The sequence below is a fragment of the Burkholderia sp. NFPP32 genome (assembly GCF_900119325.1).
Lineage (GTDB): Bacteria > Pseudomonadota > Gammaproteobacteria > Burkholderiales > Burkholderiaceae > Burkholderia > Burkholderia pyrrocinia_C.
The window spans coordinates 75,409-97,667 of the sequence record NZ_FPJP01000025.1 but is presented as its reverse complement, the minus strand read 5'-3'; the positions used below and the strand labels follow the sequence as shown (position 1 = coordinate 97,667).

The 22,259-nt window shown below is 66.6% G+C and carries 20 protein-coding genes, 2 rRNA genes and 1 riboswitch; of the genes, 11 read left to right on the top strand and 11 right to left on the bottom strand.

Features of this window, described 5'->3' with window-relative positions; translation table 11 throughout:
- A 23S ribosomal RNA gene (locus BT264_RS31285) occupies positions 1–104 on the top strand; the annotation flags it as partial.
- A 113-nt stretch (positions 105–217) separates the two neighbouring features.
- Positions 218–330, top strand: a 5S ribosomal RNA gene (gene rrf / locus BT264_RS31280).
- A gap of 23 nt (positions 331–353) precedes the next feature.
- Here rrf and BT264_RS38690 read toward each other — a convergent pair.
- The gene (locus BT264_RS38690) at positions 354–617 is read right to left on the bottom strand and encodes a hypothetical protein (RefSeq protein ID WP_143155785.1); all 264 of its coding nucleotides are present in this window, start codon (positions 615–617) and stop codon (positions 354–356) included.
- Positions 618–633: 16 nt separating this feature from the next.
- Between BT264_RS38690 and BT264_RS31275 the strand changes: the two genes are divergently transcribed.
- Positions 634–2,058, top strand: coding sequence for a DHA2 family efflux MFS transporter permease subunit (locus BT264_RS31275; RefSeq protein WP_072443803.1), 1,425 nt, complete (start codon positions 634–636; stop codon positions 2,056–2,058).
- 243 nt (positions 2,059–2,301) lie between these two features.
- Here the strand turns inward: BT264_RS31275 and BT264_RS31270 are convergent, their stop codons facing one another.
- The 3 genes from BT264_RS31270 to BT264_RS31260 form a co-directional block, all read right to left on the bottom strand.
- On the bottom strand, positions 2,302–3,045 hold the full coding sequence (locus BT264_RS31270) for a 2OG-Fe(II) oxygenase (protein WP_072443801.1): 744 nt from the start codon (positions 3,043–3,045) through the stop codon (positions 2,302–2,304).
- 285 nt (positions 3,046–3,330) lie between these two features.
- Complete coding sequence (locus BT264_RS31265; RefSeq protein WP_072443799.1) at positions 3,331–4,923, bottom strand: inorganic phosphate transporter; 1,593 nt, start codon at positions 4,921–4,923, stop codon at positions 3,331–3,333.
- Positions 4,924–5,103: 180 nt separating this feature from the next.
- Positions 5,104–5,691, bottom strand: coding sequence for a histidine phosphatase family protein (locus BT264_RS31260; RefSeq protein WP_072443797.1), 588 nt, complete (start codon positions 5,689–5,691; stop codon positions 5,104–5,106).
- Positions 5,692–5,741: 50 nt separating this feature from the next.
- A riboswitch (cobalamin riboswitch) is annotated at positions 5,742–5,884 on the top strand.
- A gap of 32 nt (positions 5,885–5,916) precedes the next feature.
- Here BT264_RS31260 and BT264_RS31255 point away from each other — a divergent pair.
- Entirely contained in the window at positions 5,917–6,126 is a 210-nt protein-coding gene (locus BT264_RS31255; protein ID WP_072443795.1) for a CbtB domain-containing protein, read from the top strand.
- 13 nt (positions 6,127–6,139) lie between these two features.
- A complete protein-coding gene (locus tag BT264_RS31250) occupies positions 6,140–6,868 on the top strand; it encodes a CbtA family protein (protein WP_072443793.1) in 729 nt (242 codons plus the stop codon).
- A gap of 21 nt (positions 6,869–6,889) precedes the next feature.
- On the opposite strand, the gene BT264_RS31245 is transcribed toward BT264_RS31250, so the two are convergent.
- Entirely contained in the window at positions 6,890–7,798 is a 909-nt protein-coding gene (locus BT264_RS31245) for a LysR family transcriptional regulator (RefSeq protein WP_072443781.1), read from the bottom strand.
- Between the two features lie 126 nt (positions 7,799–7,924).
- On the opposite strand from BT264_RS31245, the gene metE reads away from it, so the two are divergent.
- Positions 7,925–10,219 (top strand): 5-methyltetrahydropteroyltriglutamate--homocysteine S-methyltransferase, encoded by a 2,295-nt coding sequence (metE, locus tag BT264_RS31240; RefSeq protein WP_072443779.1) that lies wholly within the window; start codon positions 7,925–7,927, stop codon positions 10,217–10,219.
- 195 nt (positions 10,220–10,414) lie between these two features.
- Here metE and BT264_RS31235 read toward each other — a convergent pair whose 3' ends face one another.
- Together BT264_RS31235 and speB are read right to left on the bottom strand one after the other, a co-directional pair.
- Positions 10,415–11,740: an MFS transporter gene (locus BT264_RS31235; protein WP_072443778.1), complete on the bottom strand. Its 1,326-nt coding sequence runs from the start codon at positions 11,738–11,740 to the stop codon at positions 10,415–10,417.
- 54 nt (positions 11,741–11,794) lie between these two features.
- Positions 11,795–12,751, bottom strand: a complete 957-nt coding sequence (gene speB / locus BT264_RS31230; RefSeq protein ID WP_072443776.1) for an agmatinase — start codon at positions 12,749–12,751, stop codon at positions 11,795–11,797.
- A 139-nt stretch (positions 12,752–12,890) separates the two neighbouring features.
- Here speB and BT264_RS31225 point away from each other — a divergent pair, with 139 nt between their 5' ends.
- Positions 12,891–13,802 (top strand): LysR family transcriptional regulator, encoded by a 912-nt coding sequence (locus BT264_RS31225; protein ID WP_072443774.1) that lies wholly within the window; start codon positions 12,891–12,893, stop codon positions 13,800–13,802.
- A gap of 57 nt (positions 13,803–13,859) precedes the next feature.
- On the opposite strand, the gene BT264_RS31220 is transcribed toward BT264_RS31225, so the two are convergent.
- Positions 13,860–14,324, bottom strand: coding sequence for an Lrp/AsnC family transcriptional regulator (locus BT264_RS31220; RefSeq protein WP_072443817.1), 465 nt, complete (start codon positions 14,322–14,324; stop codon positions 13,860–13,862).
- Between the two features lie 134 nt (positions 14,325–14,458).
- Between BT264_RS31220 and BT264_RS31215 the strand changes: the two genes are divergently transcribed.
- The 3 genes from BT264_RS31215 (at position 14,459) to BT264_RS31205 (ending at position 18,680) form a co-directional block, all read left to right on the top strand.
- Positions 14,459–15,079 (top strand): LysE family translocator, encoded by a 621-nt coding sequence (locus BT264_RS31215; RefSeq protein ID WP_072443771.1) that lies wholly within the window; start codon positions 14,459–14,461, stop codon positions 15,077–15,079.
- A gap of 259 nt (positions 15,080–15,338) precedes the next feature.
- Positions 15,339–16,931 carry a S53 family peptidase gene (locus BT264_RS31210; protein WP_072443769.1) on the top strand — a complete coding sequence of 531 codons (1,593 nt, stop codon included), beginning with the start codon at positions 15,339–15,341 and terminating at the stop codon, positions 16,929–16,931.
- A 72-nt stretch (positions 16,932–17,003) separates the two neighbouring features.
- On the top strand, positions 17,004–18,680 hold the full coding sequence (locus tag BT264_RS31205) for a S10 family peptidase (RefSeq protein ID WP_072443767.1): 1,677 nt from the start codon (positions 17,004–17,006) through the stop codon (positions 18,678–18,680).
- A gap of 75 nt (positions 18,681–18,755) precedes the next feature.
- On the opposite strand, the gene nadE is transcribed toward BT264_RS31205, so the two are convergent.
- From nadE to BT264_RS31190, 3 genes are all read right to left on the bottom strand, one after another.
- A complete protein-coding gene (nadE, locus tag BT264_RS31200) occupies positions 18,756–19,661 on the bottom strand; it encodes an ammonia-dependent NAD(+) synthetase (protein WP_072443765.1) in 906 nt (301 codons plus the stop codon).
- A gap of 247 nt (positions 19,662–19,908) precedes the next feature.
- Positions 19,909–20,778 carry a DMT family transporter gene (locus BT264_RS31195; protein WP_072443763.1) on the bottom strand — a complete coding sequence of 290 codons (870 nt, stop codon included), beginning with the start codon at positions 20,776–20,778 and terminating at the stop codon, positions 19,909–19,911.
- A gap of 236 nt (positions 20,779–21,014) precedes the next feature.
- A complete protein-coding gene (locus tag BT264_RS31190) occupies positions 21,015–21,200 on the bottom strand; it encodes a hypothetical protein (RefSeq protein WP_006480515.1) in 186 nt (61 codons plus the stop codon).
- A gap of 216 nt (positions 21,201–21,416) precedes the next feature.
- Here BT264_RS31190 and BT264_RS31185 point away from each other — a divergent pair, with 216 nt between their 5' ends.
- Positions 21,417–22,175 (top strand): DeoR/GlpR family DNA-binding transcription regulator, encoded by a 759-nt coding sequence (locus tag BT264_RS31185; protein ID WP_072443761.1) that lies wholly within the window; start codon positions 21,417–21,419, stop codon positions 22,173–22,175.
- Positions 22,176–22,259: the final 84 nt, after the last annotated feature.

Sequence of the window (22,259 nt, the reverse complement as noted above, 5' to 3'; positions counted from 1 at the left end):
TCCCCTTGAAGGGTCGTTCGAGACCAGGACGTTGATAGGTCAGGTGTGTAAGCGCAGTAATGCGTTCAGCTAACTGATACTAATTGCCCGTAAGGCTTGATCCTATAACAAGTCTGTCTTACAGAACTTGTTGATTCTCGTGTGTGATACACACAACCCAAGATTACTGCTTCTTCCCGATTGGTCGTAACGCGAAGCGTTGCGACAACCCTCTTTGCCTGATGACCATAGCGAGTCGGTCCCACCCCTTCCCATCCCGAACAGGACCGTGAAACGACTCTACGCCGATGATAGTGCGGATTCCCGTGTGAAAGTAGGTAATCGTCAGGCTCCCCTAAGCCAGAAACCCCCGCTCAAAAGGCGGGGGTTTTTGCATTGGCGCGCCGGAAATGCGGGGCGCGCCGGGCAACGGCACCGCAGTCGGGCTTTGCCTCGAGCTGTCCGAGGACGTCACTCGGCGAGCGCAGCACGAAACCGTCCCCGAAATCTATGCGCATAAAGTGCATTCGTGCGACATGAGTCGGCGAAGCGAATGCAAAGCCCTTCAGGGTAATATCGCCATTCGCCCCCGATCCCGGTGCTTGTCTACACCTATTGGCGGTCGGTGTTTTTCGCATTCCATCTCCTGCATTCATGACTGACAGCCCTGCCCAAGGTGGTCGGACGACCGACTTCTTGCCGTATCTCGTCGCCGCAACGTTCTTCATGGAGTACCTCGACACGACCGTGATCGCGACCGCGCTGCCGCAAATGGCGCATTCGTTCGGCGTCGGGCCGAACGCGCTGAGCCTCGGGATGACGGCCTACATGCTTGCGCTTGCGGTGTTCATCCCGATCAGCGGCTGGATCGCGGATCGATATGGATCGCGCACGGTGTTCGCCAGCGCGATCGTCGTCTTTACCGGCGCGTCGGTGCTGTGCGGGCTGTCCGATGGCGTGGTGACGTTCACGGCTGCGCGGCTGCTGCAGGGTGTCGGCGGAGCGATGATGGTGCCGGTCGGGCGGATGATCGTCGTGCGCAGCACCGAGAAAGCAAGGCTGATGCGTGCGATCGCGACGATCACGTGGCCGGGCATCGTCGCGCCCGTCGTCGGGCCGCCGATCGGCGGTTTCATCACGACCTATGCGTCCTGGCGATGGATCTTCCTGTTGAACGTCCCGTTCGGCATCGCCGCGCTCGTCTGTACCTGGCTGATCGTCCGGAACACGCGGGCCGACGAGCAGCGGCCGCTCGATTGGGTCGGCTTCGTGCTGGCCGGCGGAGCACTGACCTGTCTGTTGATCGGCACCGAGGCGGCCGGCCAGCAGGATGTCCACTTCACGCGCGCGGCCGTCCTGGTGGGCGCGAGCGTATTGTTCGGCATGGCCGCATGGTTGCATGCGCAACGTTGCGTGCATCCGCTGCTCGATTTCACGACGCTGAAGGTACCGACGTTCTCGGTGACGGTGATCACCGGCTCGATCACGCGGATGGCGATCAACGCCGTGCCGTACCTGCTGCCGCTGCTGTTCCAGATCGGTTTCGGACTGTCGCCGTTCCAGTCCGGTTTGCTGCTGCTCGCGAGTGCGCTCGGCAATCTCGGCATGAAGGCGGGAACGTCGTGGATCCTCGACCGCTATGGTTTCCGGCGCGTCGCGCTCGTCGACGTGACGCTCGTCGGCATCTTCACGATCGTATGCGGCTGGCTGACCGCATCGACGCCGCTGACGATCACGCTGTTCGTCGTATTCGTCTACGGGCTGACGCGGTCGATGCAGTTCACGACGCTCGCGACGCTGGCCTATGCGGATATCCCGGCTCACCAGACGAGCGCGGCCAGCACGTTGTGGAGCGCTGCGCAGCAAATGACGATCGGGATGGGGATCGCGTTCGGCGCGTTGTCGCTGCGGCTCGCGGCGTTGGTGCGTGGCGATGCGGCCGGCATGCATTACGTGCTCGACGATTTCCGCTGGGCATTCGTTGCGGCGGGCGTGCTCGCACTGCTGACGTTGCCGGGCTACGCGCGATTGGCCTCCGATGCAGGCGATCGGCTGCGGGCGAATGTGGCTCGAGGGTAGGACGGACTGCTAATCGCGTTTGTGCCGCGACAGGTGAGTGTTTTGGTTTCCTGTCGCTCGCAAGCAACGTCGAATCGTCATGGCTGTGATGACCTGACGGGCGGGCAGATCGTGCGGCGATGCGTGGCCGTAACGTCCTCGGAACGATTACACGCGACTGGCGCGACAGACGTGCGATGTTTACCGCGCGAACCCATCCGCGTGATCAACCGCACGACCGTATCGCGCTCGTCCCGATTACCGTTACTGCGCGTCATGGAAGATGATGCCGACCGTGTGGCGGTGGCCGCTTCTGATCCGGCTTACGCCGTGGCGCAGGTTGACGCGATAGACGCCGCGCGTTCCTTGCACGGGCCTGCCGTGCACGGCAAAGATCACCGCGTCGCCTTGCGTCAGCGGCACCACTTCCGCACGCGACTGCATGCGTGGCCGCTGTTCCGTCAACACGAACTCTCCTCCCGTGAAATCGCGTCCCGGCGCCGACAGCAGGATCGCGACCTGCAGCGGAAACACGTTCTCGCCATACAGGTCCTGATGAAGGCAGTTGAAGTCGTCGGCGCAGTATTGCAGGATCAGCGGCGTCGGTCGTGTCTGTCCCGCCGCGTGGCAGCGATCGAGGAAGGTCGCATGGTCTTTCGGATAGCGGACGTCGATCCCGAGTGCCTGGTTCCAGCGATTCGCGATCGGCGTGAGATGCGGGTAGATCGTGGTACGCAACTCGGCGACGGTCGCAGGCAGCGGATAGGCGAAATACTTGTATTCGCCGCGCCCGAATCCGTGTCGCGCCATCACGACGCGTGAACGACAGAGCGCATCCCGCGGATAAAGCGATGCGAGCGCATCGCACTCGCTTGCCGAAATCAGGCCCGGCACGCGCGCGCATCCGTAGCGATCGAGCTCGGCATCGACGGTCGTCCAGTCGACCGTGTCGACGCGTTGCGCGATATCCAGCGATTCGACGGCAGGTTGCAGGTCGGCGATGTTCACGGGCGTACCTCGTTCGTCAGCAGTGTGGCGCCGTGCGGTCGCTCGGAATGCTCAGGAAACGTTGCACGCACGGCTGAGTCCACGATGGAAGTTGATGAACCCAGTCTAGCGACATCCGTGCGCCGGCGCGTTCCAGATCTTGCGCTCCAATTCGGAAAAGGAAGAGGGGACAGCTCGCGATGTGGGATGGGCGCACCGGATGCGTCGACGTCGGAGCGAAGAAGCGAAGGTCGAGTCTCCAACAGCAGGCGGCCGGCTTCGGCCGGCCACCCGCTGCGTCCCCGATCAGGCCAGCGACCGGAACAACCAGTAGAGCCCGCCCGCAAGTGCGATCGACGCCGGCAGCGTCAGCACCCACGCGAGTACGAGGCTGCGCACCGTGCTCCATTGCAACCCGGACCCGTTCGCCGCCATCGTGCCCGCGACGCCCGACGACAGCACGTGTGTCGTCGAAACGGGCAGCCCGTACACGTCGGCTGCGCCGATCGTCAGCATCGCGACGAGTTCCGCCGACGCGCCCTGTCCGTACGTCAAATGCTGCTTGCCGATTTTCTCGCCGACGGTCACGACGATCCGTTTCCAGCCGACCATCGTGCCGAGACCCAATGCGATCGCAACGGCGACCTTCACCCAGGTCGGAATGAACTTGGTCGCGTGGTCGAGCTGCTTGCGATAGTTGTCGATCGCGAGCTTGTCGTCAGCGGCAAGCGCGGGCTGGCCCGACTTCTCGATCAGACGAATTGCTTCGGACACCAGATACATCGTGTTGCGTACGTTGTCGACGTCGCGCTGCGGCACCGCCGCCATCGAGCCCGACGCACCAACCTCAGTCGCGAGCGACGTCGACAACTGCTGTACGGCCGGCAGCACGGCGGGCGTCAGCTCGCGACGCTGCACGTAGTGCTCGACGTCGGCGCGCGGGTTCGCGGACGGCGCGACGCCGTTCGTGTATTTCCCGAAGGTCGCGGCGGCCTGGTTCGCGACCGCAACGAAGGTCTGCGATTCGGCAGGCGTAACGGCCTTGTTCAGCGCATACGCGGTCGGCACCGTGCCGATCAGGATCAGCATGATGAGGCCCATCCCTTTCTGCCCGTCGTTCGAACCGTGCGCGAACGACACGCCCGTGCAGGTCAGGATCAGCAGGCAGCGAATCCAGAACGGCGGCGGCTGGTCCTTCGGCGGCTCCTTGTACAGCTCGGGAATCCGCACGACGGCCTTCAGCACGAGCAGCAGCAGCGACGCGCACAGGAAGCCGACGATCGGCGAGAGCAGCAGCGACTTGCCGACGCCGAGCGCCTGGCCCCAGTCGACGCCGCTCGTGCCCGACGGCCCGTGCATCAACTGGTTCATCAGCCCGACGCCGATGATCGAGCCGATCAGCGTATGCGAGCTCGACGAAGGCAACCCGAAATACCAGGTCGCGAGGTTCCAGACGATTGCGGCGATCAGCAGCGCGAACACCATCGCGAAGCCCGCGCCGCTGCCGACCTGCAGGATCAGCTCGACAGGCAGCAACTGCAGGATGCCGAACGCGACAGCGCCGCTCGAGACCATCACGCCGAGGAAGTTCCACATGCCGGACCAGATCACCGCGACGTTCGGCGTCAGCGAGTGCGTATAGATCACGGTGGCGACCGCGTTCGCGGTGTCGTGGAAGCCGTTGACGAATTCGAAGCCGAGCGCGATCAGCAGCGCGGCGCCGAGCATCAGGTACGGGAACAGCGATCCTTCGCGGACCGGCGACAGATCGGCGATCAGGTGCGTGGCGATATAGACGGCGCCGATCGCGAGCACCAGCAGGAAGAAGGCATAGCCGACCTGCCGGTTGCGCTCGACGGAGCCGCGATTGTTCGCGGTGGACGAAGCGGGTTGATTCATGACGGCATCTCGTAAGGGAACCGCGTCCGATCCTAGCTGCGTCCAGCAGTCAGTTTGATGACAATCGGGACGACGAACGGTATGTCTTGCAGCGATGTAAGGTGAACGTCGGCATGCGACAGAGACGCGACACGTCGGCTCGCATCTCTGTCCACATAGTGAACACGACACCGCAGGGACTTACGCATCGGTGTCGCGTCGATCGTCGTTCGTCATCAACGTCCAGCCGTGCGGCGATGCAATGAAGGTCATGCACGACAGCGGCGCGACGTCGATGCGGGTTGCAGCGTCGGGATCCATCCGCAGTGCGTGTGCGACGGCCGCGCGAACGATCGCCGCATGCGTGATCGCGACGATGTCGCGGCCGGGCGGCAGTGCGTTCAACCATATTCCGACACGGCGAGCGGCGGCTTCGAACGATTCGCCGCCGTGCGGCGACGCTGACGGATCGGCGATCCATGCACCCAGTTCGTCCGGCAGATCGCGCGCGAGGTCGTGCAGCCGCTTGCCGCGCCAGTTTTCGTAGTCGATGTCGCGCAGCGCATCATCGATGTCGGCATGCAGCCCGAGCGCATCGGCGGTCTGCCGCGCGCAGCATGCGGGGCTGCACAGCACGAGCGAGCCGGCGACGCCTGCCCACCGGTCGCGCAGCGCAGCGGCGCCTGCGAGCCCGCGTGCATCGAGCGGATCGTCGTCGGGAAACGTGCCGGTGCGCATCGCTCGGGTCGATGCGTGTGCGATCAGGCGCAGCGAGGCATGCATGTTCATGTCGGTTTTCGGATGGGCCGGGGCGGGCGTGCGGTCGTCCGCGGGCTTTCACTCCTTCAAGACGTGGACGTTCGCGCGTACAATTCGCCCGATACGAAACGCGGAAGCCGGTGCAATCCCGGCGCGGTCGCGCCACTGTAACCGGGGAATCCCGATCCCGGAAGCCAGACCTGCCTTCGTACCCATCCAACATTTGCCGGGGCGCGATTCCCCTGAGGTGCATCCATGAGCGAAGCAGTGCTGAAGCCGGTTGTCGTGCCGGCACCCATCCCCGTCCGTGAACTGCTGCCGTGGGCCGTGTTCGCCGGCCTGATCCTGCTGCTCGCACTCTATTTCGTCGGCGCGGAACAAGGCGCGACGTCGCTCGTGCCGGGCATGGTCGTTCATGAATTCGTCCACGACGGCCGCCACCTGCTCGGCTTTCCCTGCCACTGACGCGGAGTACACGATGGTCGGAAAGCTGCTCATGCGCGGGATGCTCGCAGGCATCGCCGCGGGCCTCCTCACGTTCGGTTTCGCGAAAATCGTCGGCGAACCGCAAGTCGATCAGGCGATTTCCTTTGAAGAAAAGCTCGAGGCCGCCAAAGGCGACGCGCCGGAGCACGAGCACGAACTGGTCAGCCGCGACACGCAGGCCGGCCTCGGCCTGTTGACGGGTGTCGTGACCTACGGCGCGGCATTCGGCGGGCTGTTCTCGCTGGTCTTTGCGTATGCATACGGGCGAGGCGGCCGCCTTCCGGCACGACCGCTGGCCGCGTGGCTTGCGCTGGCGGCATTCGTCGCGCTCGTGATCGTGCCGAACATCAAGTACCCGGCCAATCCGCCGTCGGTCGGCGATCCCGACACGATCGGCTATCGCACGGGCCTGTTCTTCCTGATGATCGCGATCTCGATCGCGACGATGGCGTTCTCGGTCAGCGTGCGCCGCCATCTGCTGGCGACGCTCGGCCAATGGAATGCGTCGATTGTCGCGGGGCTCGTATTCATCGCGATCATCGCGGCGGTGCAGTTCGGGCTGCCGTCGATCAACGAAGTGCCGGCCGCGTTCCCGGCCGCCGTGCTGTGGAAGTTCCGCATCGCGGCCATCGGCATGCAGGCGATCATGTGGACGACGATCGGCCTGCTGTTCGGCGCATGGGTGGAACGCGACGAACGCATCGGCATGCGTGCCGCCTGACGCGCATTGCAACGGGCGCGCCTAGCGCAGCATGTGCGGCGCGCTCCACGTCGATTCGCGCGCCAGCGCGACGAACGCGGCCAGATAGTCGATCGATGCATCCGCTTCGCGGATGCCGAGGAAGATCTGCTTCGCGATCCCCTGCTTGCCGAGCTTGACCGGCACGACCGGCATCCGGTCCGCGTATTCGTCGGCGAGCCATCTCGGCAGCGCGGCCACGCCGCGCCCGCTCGCGACCATCTGCAGCATGATGTCGGTCGTCTCGATCGACTTGTGGCGCCTCGGCACGATGCCGGCCGGCGTCAGGAACTGGTTGTAGATGTCGAGCCGGTCGGTTTCGACCGGGTACGTGATCAGGATCTCGTCGGTCAGTTGCTCGGGCGTCACGTAGTCGGCGTTGGCGAACCGATGCGAGTCGGCGACCACCAGCACCTGCTCGTAGTCGAACACGGGATCGAAGCGCAGGCCCGGCTTGTTCAGCGGATCGGGCGTGACGAGCACATCGATGTCGTAGCCGAACAGCGCACCGATGCCGCCGAACTGGAAGCGCTGCTTCACGTCCACGTCGACGTCGGGCCAGCGCGACAGATACGGCGACACGACCTTCAGCAGCCACTGGTAGCACGGGTGGCACTCCATCCCGATGCGCAGCGTGCCGCGCTCGCCCTTCGCGTACTGCCTCATCCGCTCCTCGGCGAGTTCGAACTGCGGCAGCAGCCGGTTCGCGAGCTTCAGCAGAAAGTGCCCGCCCTGCGTGAGCCGCAGGCCGCGGCCTTCCCGATCCCAGATCGGCGTGCCGAGCTGCTGTTCGATTTTGCGGACGGTATGGCTGAGCGCCGACTGCGTGAGATGCAGCGCATTGGCGGCCGCGGTCAGCGAGCCCTGGCGCTCGACTTCACGAATGACGACGAGATGGAATCGTTCCAGCATGGATATCGCTCGCCCAACAGATGCATGAACAAATTTAATGGATGAATGAAATAATGCCATTTTATTTCATGGTTTGAAATCCCTATCATGACTGCCGGACATTCACTACATCTGGACGGCAGCTTCATGGTCAGGACACACAACCTCGGTTTTCCGCGCATCGGCGCGAAGCGCGAACTCAAGTTCGGTCTCGAACGCTACTGGAAGGGCGAATCGTCGCGCGACGCGCTGAAGGCGCTCGGCGCCGAGCTGCGCCAGCGCCACTGGAACGAACAGCGCGATCTCGATCTCGCGCCGATCGGCGATTTCGCGTTCTACGACCAGGTACTCGACATGAGCTTCATGCTCGGCAACCTGCCTAAGCGCGTGCACGGTTTCCACGGCGACGTGCTCGACAACTATTTCCGTGTTGCGCGCGGCCGTTCGGCGCAGTCGGCGCAAGAGCATGCGGCGTGCTGCGGTGGTGTCTCGGCCGGTGAAATGACGAAGTGGTTCGACACGAACTATCACTACATCGTGCCGGAATTCCACGCGGACACGAACTTCTCGCTCGACCCGTCGCGCCTGCTGCAGCAACTGGCCGAGGCGAAGGCGCAGGGCGTGAATGCCAAGCCCGTGATCATCGGCCCCGTCACGTATCTGTGGCTCGGCAAGGCGAAGGACGATTCCGATCGTCTCGCGCTGCTGCCGAAGCTGCTGCCCGTGTACGGCGCGCTGCTCGACACGCTGACCGCGCAGGGCGTCGAATGGGTGCAGATCGACGAACCGATTCTCGTCACCGAGCTCGACGCCGAATGGCGGCAGGCGTTCCGCACCGCGTATGCGGTGCTGGAGACGCGTCGCATCAAGCTGCTGCTTGCTACGTACTTCGGCCAGCTTCAGGACAACCTGACGCTCGCGAGCTCGCTGCCGGTCGACGGGCTGCATGTCGACGCGATCAATGCGCGCGACGAAATCGACGCTCTGGTGCGCGAGCTGCCGGCCGAGCGCGTGCTGTCGGTCGGCGCGATCAACGGCCGCAACATCTGGAAGACGGACCTGAGCGCGACGCTCGACTGGCTCGAACCGCTCGCGAAGCAACTGGGCGATCGCCTGTGGCTCGCGCCGTCGTGCTCGCTGTTGCACGTGCCGGTCGATCTCGCGAGCGAGGAGAAGCTCGACGCGGAGATCCGTTCGTGGCTCGCGTTCGCGCTGCAGAAGCTCGACGAGCTGAAGGTGCTCGCGATCGCGCTGAACGAAGGCCGCGACAAGGTGGCCGATGCGCTTGCCGCGAACGCCGCCGCGATCGACTCGCGCCGCCGCTCGCCGCGCGTGAACAACCCGGCGGTGAAGGCGGCGATCGCGCGCATCGACGCGCAGCTCGGCAACCGCGTGAGCCCGTATACGCAGCGTGCACCGAAGCAGTCGGCGCGACTGAACCTGCCGGCCTTCCCGACGACGACGATCGGCTCGTTCCCGCAGACCGCCGAAATCCGCCAGGCGCGCAGCCGGTTCAAGGCAGGTGCGCTCGATGAAGCCGGCTACCGCACGGCGATGAAGGCTGAAATCGAACGCAGCGTTCGCGAACAGGAGTCGCTCGAGCTCGACGTGCTCGTGCACGGCGAAGCCGAGCGCAACGACATGGTCGAATACTTCGGCGAGCAGCTCGACGGCTACGCGTTCAGCCAGTTCGGCTGGGTGCAGTCGTACGGTTCGCGCTGCGTGAAGCCGCCGATCCTGTTCGGCGACATCAGCCGTCCGAAGGCGATGACGGTCGAATGGATCGCGTATGCGCAGTCGCTGACGAACAAGCCGATGAAGGGCATGCTGACCGGCCCCGTGACGATCCTGAACTGGTCGTTCGTGCGCGACGACCAGCCGCGCTCGGTGTCGTGCTACCAGCTCGCGCTCGCGATTCGCGAGGAAGTGCTCGATCTCGAGAAGGCCGGCGTGCGCGTGATCCAGATCGACGAGGCCGCGCTGCGCGAAGGGCTGCCGCTGCGCCGCGCGCAATGGAGCGAGTACCTGAAGTGGGCGGTCGAGTCGTTCCGCATCACCGCGAACGGCGTGCAGGACGATACGCAGATCCATACGCACATGTGCTATTCGGAGTTCAACGACATCATCGCGTCGATCGCCGACATGGACGCGGACGTGATCACGATCGAGACGTCGCGCTCGGACATGGAGCTGCTCGACGCGTTCGACAGCTTCAGGTATCCGAACGAGATCGGGCCGGGCGTGTACGACATCCATTCGCCGAACATTCCGACGCAGGATCACATCGTCGGCCTGATGAAGAAGGCGGCCGAGCGGATTCCGGCGGAGCGTCTGTGGGTGAACCCGGATTGCGGCCTGAAGACGCGCCAGTGGACGGAAGTGATTCCGGCGCTGACGAACATGGTCGCGGCGGCGAAGGCGCTGCGCAGCCAGGTGCAATAGCAAGCACCGCGCCTGTCGCGACGACTGCACCCGCCCGCACGGCCGGTTCTGCAGCGTGTTCGGCGCCAAGCGCAACGCGATGCTCGCCGTGCGCCCGGCCTTTCGGCGGGGAAATGAAAAAGGGCGGCGTGGTTGTGCCGCCCCTTGCATGCGATGACCGGGCAGGCGAGTGAAGCAACCTGCCCGTTGCGGACGTTACGCGGTGCGCGCGCCGTGCGGCAACGGCTCGTTCACCTTGCCGGGCGCCCCGGCATCGTCGATGCCGACGCGGCGCGAGATCAGCCACACGCACAGCGAAGACAGGATCGCGGCACTCGTATACTGGATCGCGAGCGGCCACCATTGCGGTGCGGTGTTCTGCGCGATGATGGTCGCGACGAGCGGCGTGAGGCCGCCGGCGAGCGCGCCGCACACCTGGTATGCGATCGAGATCGCCGTATAGCGGATCCGCGCGACGAAGATGCCGCTGACGAAGCCCGCGACCACCGAGTAGTAGCCCGATTCCGCGAGCGTGGCGAGGCCGACGCCGACCGTGATCGACAGCGGCGTGCCCATGTGCACGAGCGGCAGCATCGCGAACGGGACGATCGCGGCCCATGCGCCGGTGATCAGCAGCACGCGCGTGGTGCCGAAGCGCTGCGCGAGGAACGCGGCCGCGAGCTGTACGACGAACTGCAGCACCGCGACGATCGTCATGCAATGCAGCACCATCGACCGGTCGAGCGACAGGAACTGGGTCGCGTAGCTGATCATGAAGATGTTGCTGAAATACACGCCGGCGATGCCGTACACGTTCGCGCCGATCGCGAGCAGCAGCAGCGGCCAGTACTTGAGCGCTTCGCGCACAGGGTTTTGCGCGGTGTTGCCGCTCTTCCTGACTTCCTCGAACTCGGGCGACTCGGACACGCTCGCGCGGATCACGAAGCCGACCACCAGCAGCACGGCGCTCGCGAGGAACGGCACGCGCCAGCCCCAGCTCATCATGTCGTCCTTCGACAGCGTGCTGATCGCGCCGAACGCGAGCATCGACAGGATCAGGCCGCTCGCGCTGCCGAGCTGCGCGAACGACGCGAAGAACGTGCGCTTGCCTTCGGGCGCATGCTCGCCGGCGAGCAGCACCGCGCCGCCCCATTCGCCGCCGACCGCGATGCCTTGCAGCACGCGCATCAGCACGAGGAGGATCGGTGCGATCACACCGGCTTGCGCATGGGTCGGCAGCAGGCCGATCGCGACCGTCGATACGGCCATCAGCATCAGCGTCGCGAGCAGCGAACGCTTGCGGCCGAAGCGGTCGCCGAGATAGCCGAACATCACGCCGCCGAGCGGCCGCGCGAAGAAGCCGACCGCGAACGAGCCGAACGATGCGAGCAGGCTGACGAAGCGGTTTTCGCCGGGAAAGAACAGCGGCCCGAACACGATGGCGGCGGCGGTCGCGTAGCTATAGAAGTCGTACCACTCGATCGTGGTGCCGACGAACGAAGCGAGCGCCGCCCGCTTCGGTTGCTTGACGGAAGTCCCCATCTTTATGTGTGCTCCTCTGGAATCCTCTGATTTGGAATAGATGGCGGCGCGGGATCAGTCGCGGTACTTGACGCCCGGCAGCACGCACAGCAGCTCGTATGCGAGGTTCGCGCCGAGCAGCGCCGTGGTGCCGAACGGGTCGTACGGCGGCGCGACCTCGACGAGATCGCAGCCGACGATGTTCAGCCCCTTCGCGCCGCGGATGATCTCGAGCGCCTGCGGCACCGTGAGGCCCGCGATTTCCGGCGTGCCCGTGCCCGGCGCGTAGGCCGGATCGATGCCGTCGATGTCGAAGCTGATGTAGACGGGCGTGTCGCCGACGCGCTCGCGCACTTCTTCCATCAGCGGCGCGAGCGACTTGTTCCAGCATTCCTCGGCCTGGACGACGCGGAAGCCCTGCTCGCGGCACCAGTCGAAATCCTCGGCGGCGTAACCCGTGCCGCGCAGGCCGATCTGCGTGACCTTGTCGCCGTGCAGCAGGCCTTCCTCGACGGCGCGGCGGAACGGCGTGCCGTGCGCGATCTTTTCGCCCATCATCGTGTCGTTCACGTCGGCGTGTGCATCGACGTGGATCAATGCAACCTTGCCGTGCTTGCGGTGGATCGCGCGCAGGATCGGCAGCGCGATCGTATGGTCGCCGCCGAGCGTGACCGGCTTGCAGTCGTGCTCGAGGATCGCGTCGTATGCGGCTTCGATACGCGCGATGGAATCGTGCAGGTTGTAGGGATTGATCGCGACGTCGCCGATGTCGGCGACCTGCAGCGAATCGAACGGCGCGGCGCGCGTGGCCATGTTGTACGGGCGCAGCAGCACGGATTCGGTGCGGATCTGGCGCGGGCCGAAGCGCGCGCCGGTGCGGTTGGACGTACCGAGGTCGAACGGCACGCCGACGAAGCATGCGTCGAGGCCTTCGGCGCTCGCCACGTGCGGCAGGCGCATCATCGTCGCGATGCCGCCGCAGCGCGGCATCTCGTTGCCGCCGAGCGGCTGGAAATGGGTGTGGTCGTTCATGGGGCGCCTCTTCCGATGTGGGGTTGCCGTATCATTCGACGCGGCTTGGCGCACAGTTTTACGCGCTCCGCCGGGAAAGAAGAATGCGAAGATATCGACGTTAACATCGATTTTCATCGATGTATGGAAGGGGAAGAGCGTGCTGGGGAATCTGTCGACCCTCGATCTGCGGTTGATCCGCGTGTTTCTCGCGGTCACGGACGCGGGCGGCGTATCGGCCGCGCAGGCCGTGCTGAACGTCGGGCAGTCGACGATCAGCGCGCAGTTGGCGTCGCTCGAGACGCGGCTCGGCTACCGGCTCTGCGAGCGCGGCCGCAGCGGTTTCCGGCTCACGCCGAAGGGCGAACGGTTCCATGCGATGAGCCGCAAGCTGCTCGCGGCGCTCGACGAATTCGGGGTGGCCGCGCGGCACATGGACCGCCAGCTGGTCGGCACGCTGAATATCGGCCTGATCGGCCATACGCCGGTGAGCCAGAACGCGCGGATCGCCGAGGCGATCGCCGCGTTTCGCACGCGCGACGAGGCCGTGCGCTTCTCGATCTCCGTGCGCGCGCCGGGCGATCTCGAGGAGAAGCTGCTGAGCGACGAGATCCAGATCGCGGTCGGCTATTTCTGGCACCGCGTGCCGTCGCTGCACTACACGCCGCTGTTCGTCGAGCGCCAGGTCGCGTACTGCGGCCGCGGCCATCCGCTGTTCGACGGCGCCGGCACGCTGACGCCGGCCGACGTCGCGGGCTTCGAATGGGCGTGGCGCTCGTATCCGCTGCCGGAAGCGCAGATGTCGACGACGCCCGACCGCGTGACCGCGACCGCCGACAACATGGAGGCCGTCGCGCTGCTGATCCTGTCCGGTCACCACCTCGGCTACCTGCCGCAGCACTTCGCGGCGCCGTACGTCGCGCAGGGGCTGCTCGCGCCGCTCAATCCGGAGCAACTGCGCTACGACGTGACGTTTCACATGGTCGTCGCGCGCAACGGGCGCGGTAATCCGCTCGTGGAGGCGTTTCTCGAGGATCTCGAGCGCGCGCACCAGGCGCCGGACATCGCGTGACGCCGGCGCCGCCGGCAATGTGAACGAGCGTTACATCGGCGCGGGCCGCCGCGCGCGTCACGGCACCGGCAACCCCGCGTCGTGCTTCACCTCGCGCAGCGACAGCGCCGATTCGATCGACGTCACGCCCGGCAGCATCCGCAGCGAGTCGCGCAGGAACGTGCCGTAGTCGTCGAGATCGCGCGCGACCACCTGCAGCAGGTAGTCGGCCGTGCCCGCGACGTTGTGGCACGCGAGGATCCGCTCGATGCCCAGCACTTCCCGTTCGAACCGGTCGGCGACCTTGCGGTCGTGCGTCGCGAACCGCACCAGCACGAACGCGACGACGCCGAAGCCGAGCGCCTGGCGCGACAGTTGCGCGCGGTAGCACTCGATGTAGCCGTCGCTTTCGAGACGTTTGAGGCGCCGCGCGCAAGGCGTCTCGGACAGGCCGACGGATTCGGCGAGACGCGCGATCGGCAGGCGGCCGTCGCGCTGCACCGCAGCGAGGATCGCGCGATCGGTTTTGTCGAGTTCGGTCATGTTGGCGGAATCCATGTTCTGATTTGGAGATTGTGGCGGATTCCGCTATGGATCGCCAATTCCGGGATAAAGATGGCCAATAATCCCTCCTTCTTCAGCGGCAACATATCGTCATTGAAGGACGGGGGCAGAACATGATTTCCACGCATTTGCTGTTGATCTATCTCGCCGCGCTGGCGGCCATTTATGCGGTGCCGGGGCCCGACATGGCGCTCGTGCTGCAGACCAGCATCGGCCGCGGCGTGCGGCCGGGAATGGCGGCGGCGGCCGGCCTGTCGTTCGCGCGCACCGCGCACGTGACGCTGTCCGCATGCGGCGTCGCGGCGCTGATCCGCAGCGCGCCGTGGCTGTACGAGGTGATTCGCTACGGCGGCGCGCTCTATCTCGCGTATGTCGCGATCCAGGTGTTCCGCTCGCCGGTGTTCGCGCTCGGCGACGGCGACGCGGCGGCGGGCGAGCTGCGGCAGTCGTTCGTGAAGGGGCTGCTGACGAACCTGCTGAACCCGAAGGCGCTGCTGTTCTGCTCGGTGCTGCTGCCGCAGTTCGTGCGGCCCGAGGCCGGGCCGGTCGTCGTGCAGATGTTCGAACTCGGCGCGCTGCTGGTTGCGGCCGGCGTGTGCTTCGACCTCGCTTGCGTGTTCGGCGCGGCGCGCATCGCGGCGTGGATGCGCGCGCATCCGCTCGCGCAGACGGTGCAGCGCTGGACGTTTTCCGCGGCGCTGATCGGTTTCGCGCTGCGCCTGTCGATGGACTGAGCGCCGCCGCTGCCTTGCCGCCGCGCAGGTCGACGGGCCGTGCGGTGCCGCTGCGCCGTTCGGCGCAGGCCGCTCGCAATGCCGGCCTTCGTGCGCATCCCCCGCCGCCGCAGGGCGCGCGCGCAAATCATCTGACTGTTCTAAACTCCTTTTAACTTCGCGCTGCTGCGAACCGACTGACCGAACGGAACCGACTTCCGCCGGCTATGTCCGATTTCCTGGCTGTTCCGTGCAACGCGGTACCAAGGAGGGTCTGAACATGGCAAGGCATCTTCACGCCGACCGTGAACCCCGAATCGTCGCCGAGTCCAAGTGCCTCGGCCCGTGCGATCCGGCAGAACGCATCCACGTCACGATCATGTTGCGGCGGCAGGAAGAAGGGCAACTCGATACGTTGGTCCAGCAGCTCGCCACCGGCGACGCACAGGCGAAACCGCTGTCGCGCGACGCGTTCGCGCAGCGTTTCTCCGCCAATCCCGACGACATCCGCAAGACCGAGGACTTCGCGCGCCGTCACCAGCTGACGGTCGATCGCGTCGACCCCGTCGAAAGCGTCGTCGTGCTGTCCGGCATGATCCAGCAGTTCGAAGCGGCGTTCGGCGTGAAGCTCGAGCGTTTCGAGCATCGTTCGATCGGCCAGTATCGCGGCCGCTCGGGCCCGATCACGCTGCCCGACGATCTCGGCGACGCCGTCACGGCCGTGCTCGGCCTCGACAGCCGCCCGCAGGCGCGGCCGCACTTCCGGCTGCGCCCGCCATTCAGGCCGGCGCGCGGCGGCATGGCGGGCGTCACGTTCACGCCGATCCAGCTCGCGTCGCTGTACGGCTTCCCGGCCGGCGACGGCGCCGGGCAGTGCATCGCGATCGTCGAACTCGGCGGCGGCTACCGCGCGGCCGACATCCGGCAGTATTTCAGCGGGCTCGGCATCAAGACGCCGCCGACGCTCGTCGACGTGAACGTCGGCACCGGCCGCAACGCGCCGTCCGGCGACCCGAACGGTCCGGACGGCGAAGTCGCGCTCGACATCGAGATCGCCGGTGCGATCGCGCCGGCCGCGAAGATCGCGGTCTACTTCGCACCGAACAGCGACGCGGGCTTCATCCAGGCCGTCAACGCGGCCGTCAACGACAAGACCAACAAGCCGTCGGTGATCTCCATCAGCTGGGGCGGCGCGGAAGCGGTCTGGCAGGCGCAGTCGGCGCAGGCGTTCAACCGCGTGCTGCAGGCGGCGGCTGCGCAGGGGATCACCGTGTGCGCGGCGTCGGGCGACAGCGGCTCGGGCGACGGGCTGCAGGACGGCGCCGATCACGTCGACTTCCCCGCATCGAGCCCGTACGTGCTCGGCTGCGGCGGCACGCAGCTCGACGCGCTGCCCGGGCAGGGCATCCGCAGCGAGGTCACGTGGAACGACGAGGCGTCGGGCGGCGGCGCGGGCGGCGGCGGCGTCAGTACGCTGTTCGACCTGCCGGCGTGGCAGCAGGGGCTCGCCGTCACGCGCGCCGACGGCAGCCGCACGCCGCTCGCGAAGCGCGGCGTGCCGGACGTCGCCGGCGATGCGTCGCCGCAGACGGGCTATGAGGTATCGGTCGCCGGCACGGCTACCGTGATGGGCGGCACGAGCGCGGTCGCGCCGCTGTGGGCCGCGCTGATCGCGCGGATCAATGCGGCGGCCGGCGCATCGGCCGGCTGGGTCAATCCGGTGCTGTACAAGAATCCGGGCGCGCTGCGCGATATCACGAAAGGATCGAACGGCACGTATGCGGCCGCGTCGGGCTGGGACGCATGCACGGGCCTCGGCAGCCCGGACGGCGCGCAGCTCGCCGCGATCCTCGCGCGCAAGCCGTCGAGCTGACGCGTCGGCACACGCCTTTCCGTTCGACGCGGGTTTCCTGCCCGCGTCTTTTTCACCTCCAGGAGCAGCACGATGGGCATCGATTCCGCATCTTCCGGCGGCGTTTATCCGCTGCATCACGGCGACCACAATTCGCATGGCGTGCCGCCGACCGTCAACCCGGTCGCGCTGAGCCACGGCCGCGACCAGCCGTTCTTCGATCCGGTTGCGTACGGCAACGGCCCCGACGATTCGGTGACCGACACGACCGAAGCGGCCGCGATCACGCATCACACGATCCTGATCGACGGGAAGCGCATCGCGTACACGGCGACGGTCGGCCACCTCGTGACGGTCGACCCGAGCAGTTCGCTGCCGGCCGCGAAGATCTTCTACGTTGCGTTCACGGCCGACGGCGCGAAGGAGGAAACGCGGCCCGTGACGTTCTTCTACAACGGCGGGCCCGGTTCGTCGTCGGTGTTCGTGCTGCTCGGCTCGTTCGCGCCGAAGCGGATCAAGACGTCGATGCCGGGTTTCACGCCGCCCGCGCCGTACCAGATGGAAGACAACCCGGACAGCATGATCGACCACAGCGACCTGGTGTTCATCAACCCGGTCGGCACCGGCTATTCGGCGGCCGTCGCGCCGAACAAGAACCGCAACTTCTGGGGTGTCGACCAGGATGCGGATTCGCTGAAGCAGTTCATCAAGCGCTACCTGACGAAGAACAACCGCTGGAATTCGCCGAAATACCTGTTCGGCGAATCGTACGGCACCGCGCGCAGCTGCGTGCTCGCGTACAAGCTGCACGAGGACGGCGTCGACCTGAACGGCGTCACGCTGCAATCGTCGATCCTCGACTACCGGCAGGCCGGCAACCCGGTCGGCGCGCTGCCGACCGCCGCGGCCGACGCGTGGTATCACAAGAAACTCGGCGTCACGCCGGCGCCGGCCGATCTCGGCGCGTTCGTCGAGGAAGTCGCGCAGTTCTCGCGCACCGACTACCTGAACGCGCTGCGCAAGGCCCCGCATGCAGACCCGGCGGCCGTGCAGAAACTGTCGCAATACACGGGCATCGACACGGCGACGCTGCAATCGTGGCGCCTCGACATCGCCGGCTACGACGCGCGCGGCAATTCGCTGTTCCTGACGACGCTGCTGCATGCGCAGGGGCTTTCGCTCGGTTCGTACGACGGCCGCGTGACCGCGATCTCGACGGGCATCGCCGGCAAGATCGACCCGAACTCGGGCGGCAACGATCCGACGATGACGGCCGTGACGGGCGTCTATACGGCGATGTGGAACAGCTACCTGAACGAGCAGTTGAAGTTCACGTCGAATTCCGCGTTCACGGACCTGAACGACCAGGCGTTCCGGAACTGGGATTTCAGCCATATCGACCCGACCGGCGCACAGCAGGGCATCGATGCGCAGGGGAATGTGATCCTGTATACGGCCGGCGATCTCGCCGCGGTGATGGCGTTGAATGTCGACCTGAAGGTGCTGTCGGCGAACGGCTTGTACGATTTCGTCACGCCGTTCTACCAGACCGTGATCGACCTGCAGCAGATGCCGCTCGAGGATCAGAAGGTGCGGCAGAACCTGTCCGCGCGTTTCTATCCGTCGGGGCACATGGTGTATCTCGACGGCGGCTCGCGCACCGCGCTCAAGCGCGATCTCGCGACGATGTACGACACGACGGTCAGCGATACGGGCGCACGGATGCGGATTCGCGCGCTGCAGGCGAAGAAGACGGGTGGGCACGCGTAGCGTTGCCCGTCGTTTGGTTGCTGCGCGTTGCCGCTACGGTGCGCGCGGCGGTCGGGTTCCGGCGCGGCCGGCCGGTCACGCGGCCGCAGCGCCGGATTGCGACGCGGCGGTATTTTCGCGCTGGTGGCCGGCTTGCGCGATCGGCCAGTCGAACGGCGTGTACGGCAGCGCGCGCTTGTGGCGCGAACCGTCGTAGAAGCGCAGCACCGTTTCGTACACATGGTCGCTGACCGGCTTGCCTTCGAGGAAATCGTCGATCTCGTCGTAGCTGACGCCGTATGCGTGCTCATCGGGACGCAGCGGGCGCAGTTCCTCGAGATCGGCCGTCGGCACCTTCATCACGGTCGCTTCGTCGCCGCCGAGCGCGCGGGCCACCGCGCGCACGCGGCGCTTGCTCAGGCCCGCGAGCGGCAGGATGTCCGCGCCGCCGTCGCCGAACTTCGTGAAGAAACCCATCAGGGATTCGGCCGCGTGATCGGTGCCGATCACGATGCCGCGCCGTGCGCCGGCCACCGCGTACTGCGCGATCATGCGCTCGCGCGCCTTGATGTTGCCGTGCACGAAATCCTGTTGCGCGGGCGTGTCGAACGCATGACCGGATGCGACCAGCGACGCGAGCATCGCATCGGCGGCCGGCTTCACGTCGACGGTCAGTTCCTCGTCCGCGCGCACGAACGCGAGCGCGCGCTGCGCATCGGCTTCGTCGTTCTGCACGCCGTTCGGCAAACGCATCGCGATGAAGCGCGCATCGTAGTCGTCGGCGCGCAGGCGTTCGACCGCCAGTTGCGCGAGCCGCCCGGCCGTCGACGAATCGACGCCGCCGCTGATGCCGAGCACGTAGGTCCGCAGGCCGGTCGAGCGAAGGTATTGCGCGAGGAAATCGACGCGGCGGGCGATCTCGGCCTCGGCGTCGAAATGCGGGGCGACGTTCAGTTCGGCAATGATCGCGCGTTGGCGGCTGGCGTAATCGGCGGATGTCATGAAGAAGGTTCCGGAACGAAATGCAAGGCGCCCATCATAAGCGCAATCGCGGCGGGGCGCCGCGCCGGGCGTGCGATCCGGCCGCCTTGCGTTGCTTCTGCGAGACGCGCTGCGTCGCTGTGGTGCACGGTGCGCCGGGCGGGTGCGGGATGCCGCGGGAACGGCATCCGTGAGGCCAGCCTCGATGAGCTCGAGCTTGTCGGCAAGCGTCGGCGCGGCCGTACAACCGCGTACATGTGCGCCCGCGTCAGCGCCGCGCGAGCACGACGCCCGCCAGCGCGAGTGCGAAGCCGAATAGCTGGATCGCCGCGAGCGTCTCGCCGAACAGCAGGTAGCCCTGCAGCGCGGCAAGCGGCGGCGCGAGGAACAGCAGCGACGTCGCGCGCGCCGCGTTGCCGCGCCGCAGCATCCACATCAGCATCGTGACCGCGCCGCCGGACAGGAACACGACGCCCCACACGAGCGATACCCACAGTGCCGGCGCGCCGATCCAGCGCGTTTCATGCAGCAGCGCGACGAAGATCGCCGCGACGATCGCCGCGCCGAAGTTCTGCACGGCGACCGCGGTGCGCAGGTCGCTCTGCGCGAGCTTGCCCTTCTGGTACAGCGAGCCGGCGGTGATCGACCCGACCGCGAGCACCGATACGGCGACCACGAACCACGCAGGCGCCGCACCTGGCGGCGGCGCGACGCCGCCCGCGACCTTCGGCGCCAGCACGAGCGCGACGCCGGCGAGCCCGAGCGCCATCCCGAACCAGCCGCGCGCGGGCAGCCGCTCGTTGAACAGCGGGACGGCGAGCACGGCGGTGGCGAGCGGCTGCAGCGCGCCGAGCAGCGCCATCACGCCCGCGTTCAGCCCTTGCGCGACGGCCCAGTAGCTCGCGCCGAGATAGACGCCCTGCAATAGCGCGCCCGCGATCAGGTGGCGCGGCCATTCGCGGCGGGCCGGCCACGGCGCGCGCGCGACGAGCGCAACCGCGCCGAACAGCGCGGCCGTGCCCGCGAAACGGGCGAGCAGGAACAGGTTGGGATCGGCGTAGGGCTTGATTGCCCGTGCAACGATGAAGCCGGTGGACCACAGCGCGACGAAAGCGGCGGCGACGATCGAGGTAAGCATGCGAGGCGGGCCGCGATGCGGCCGGACGGAATCGTAAAGTCGGCCAGTATCGCGGGAAGCGGCACCGGCGTCTTGTCGAATCCTGCACTCGTGCCGCGCATCGTATGAATGCGCCGGCGCTCGTTGCGTGCCGCGCATCCGGCTTCCGGCGCGGGCCGGTGATCGATCGGTGCAAGCGCCCGGACGGGAAGGGCCCCGCACCACGAGCGGTGCGGGCAAGCGCGAAGCTGCGAAGATCAGTCGATCGAGAACGTGTCGAGCGGCTGGTTGGCGCGCGCGTCGGTCGCGAAGCGCGCGGCGAGCTGCTCGTAGAGCCGACGCGCCTCGTCGAGCGTCAGGTCGATCCAGTACGGATCGCCGGCCGCATCGTTGAGTCGTTCGGGCGGAAACTGGATTTCGATCACGCTGCCTTTGCGATACATTGTGCGGGCCCCTTTGCCTAGTCTGTCGTTTGACGAAGCGCAAAGTGTAGCAACCGGCACCGCGCCGATTCGCGCGCGTCAGGCAATACAGAATTTCGCTTTCGGGGAATGCGGCCGGCCGCCCGGCCGCGTTTCGCGCCGCAGTCAAATACCGGTAAAGCGGCCGTAATACAATGGCCGGCTTACCCATTACCAGTCGCCCCGGGCGCACACGCGATGCTGGCGGAACAACGTCATCAATACATCCTGTCGGAACTCGGACGGTCGGGCGCGTTGTCGGTCGCGGAACTCGTGCGCTCGCTCGACGTGTCGCGCGAGACCGTGCGGCGCGACCTGAACGCGCTTGCCGCGCGCGGCCTGCTCGTGATGACGCACGGCGGCGCGCTGGCCGCCGACCGCCGCGAACCGAGCCTGTCCGAGCGCGAAGCCGCGAACGCCGAAGCGAAGCGCACGATCGGGCGGCGCGCGGCCGAATTCGTGCCCGACGACGCATCGGTGCTGATCGATTCGGGCAGCACGCCGCATGCGGTTGCGCTCGCGCTCGCCGACCGGCACCGGCTGTCGATCTACACGAACGACTGGCGCACCGCGTTCGTGCTCGCGCGGCGCAACGGCAACCGCGTGACGCTGCTCGGCGGCGAACTGTCCGACGACGAGGACGCAACCTTCGGGCTCGACACGATCCACCAGCTCGCGCAATACCATGTCGATTTCGCGTTCGTCGGCGCCGGCGGCATCACGGCCGACGGCGAGTGCACCGACTACTCGCGGATCGCGGCCGAAGTGCGCAGCCGGATGATCGCGGCGGCCGGCACGGCGATCATCGTCGCCGACCATTCGAAATTCGGCCGCGTGACGCCGGTACGGATCAACGGCGCGGCGGCCGCGCGCTATCTCGTGACCGAACGCGCACCCGACAAGGCCGTGCGCCGCGCGCTGACCGCGCGCGGGATCGAGCTGCTCGTGTGCGACTGACGCGCGTCCGACATACAAGGTTCATCGAACCGTCATTCCGCGGGAAGAACCTCTACCGACACTGACCCATTCATTTCGACCGGC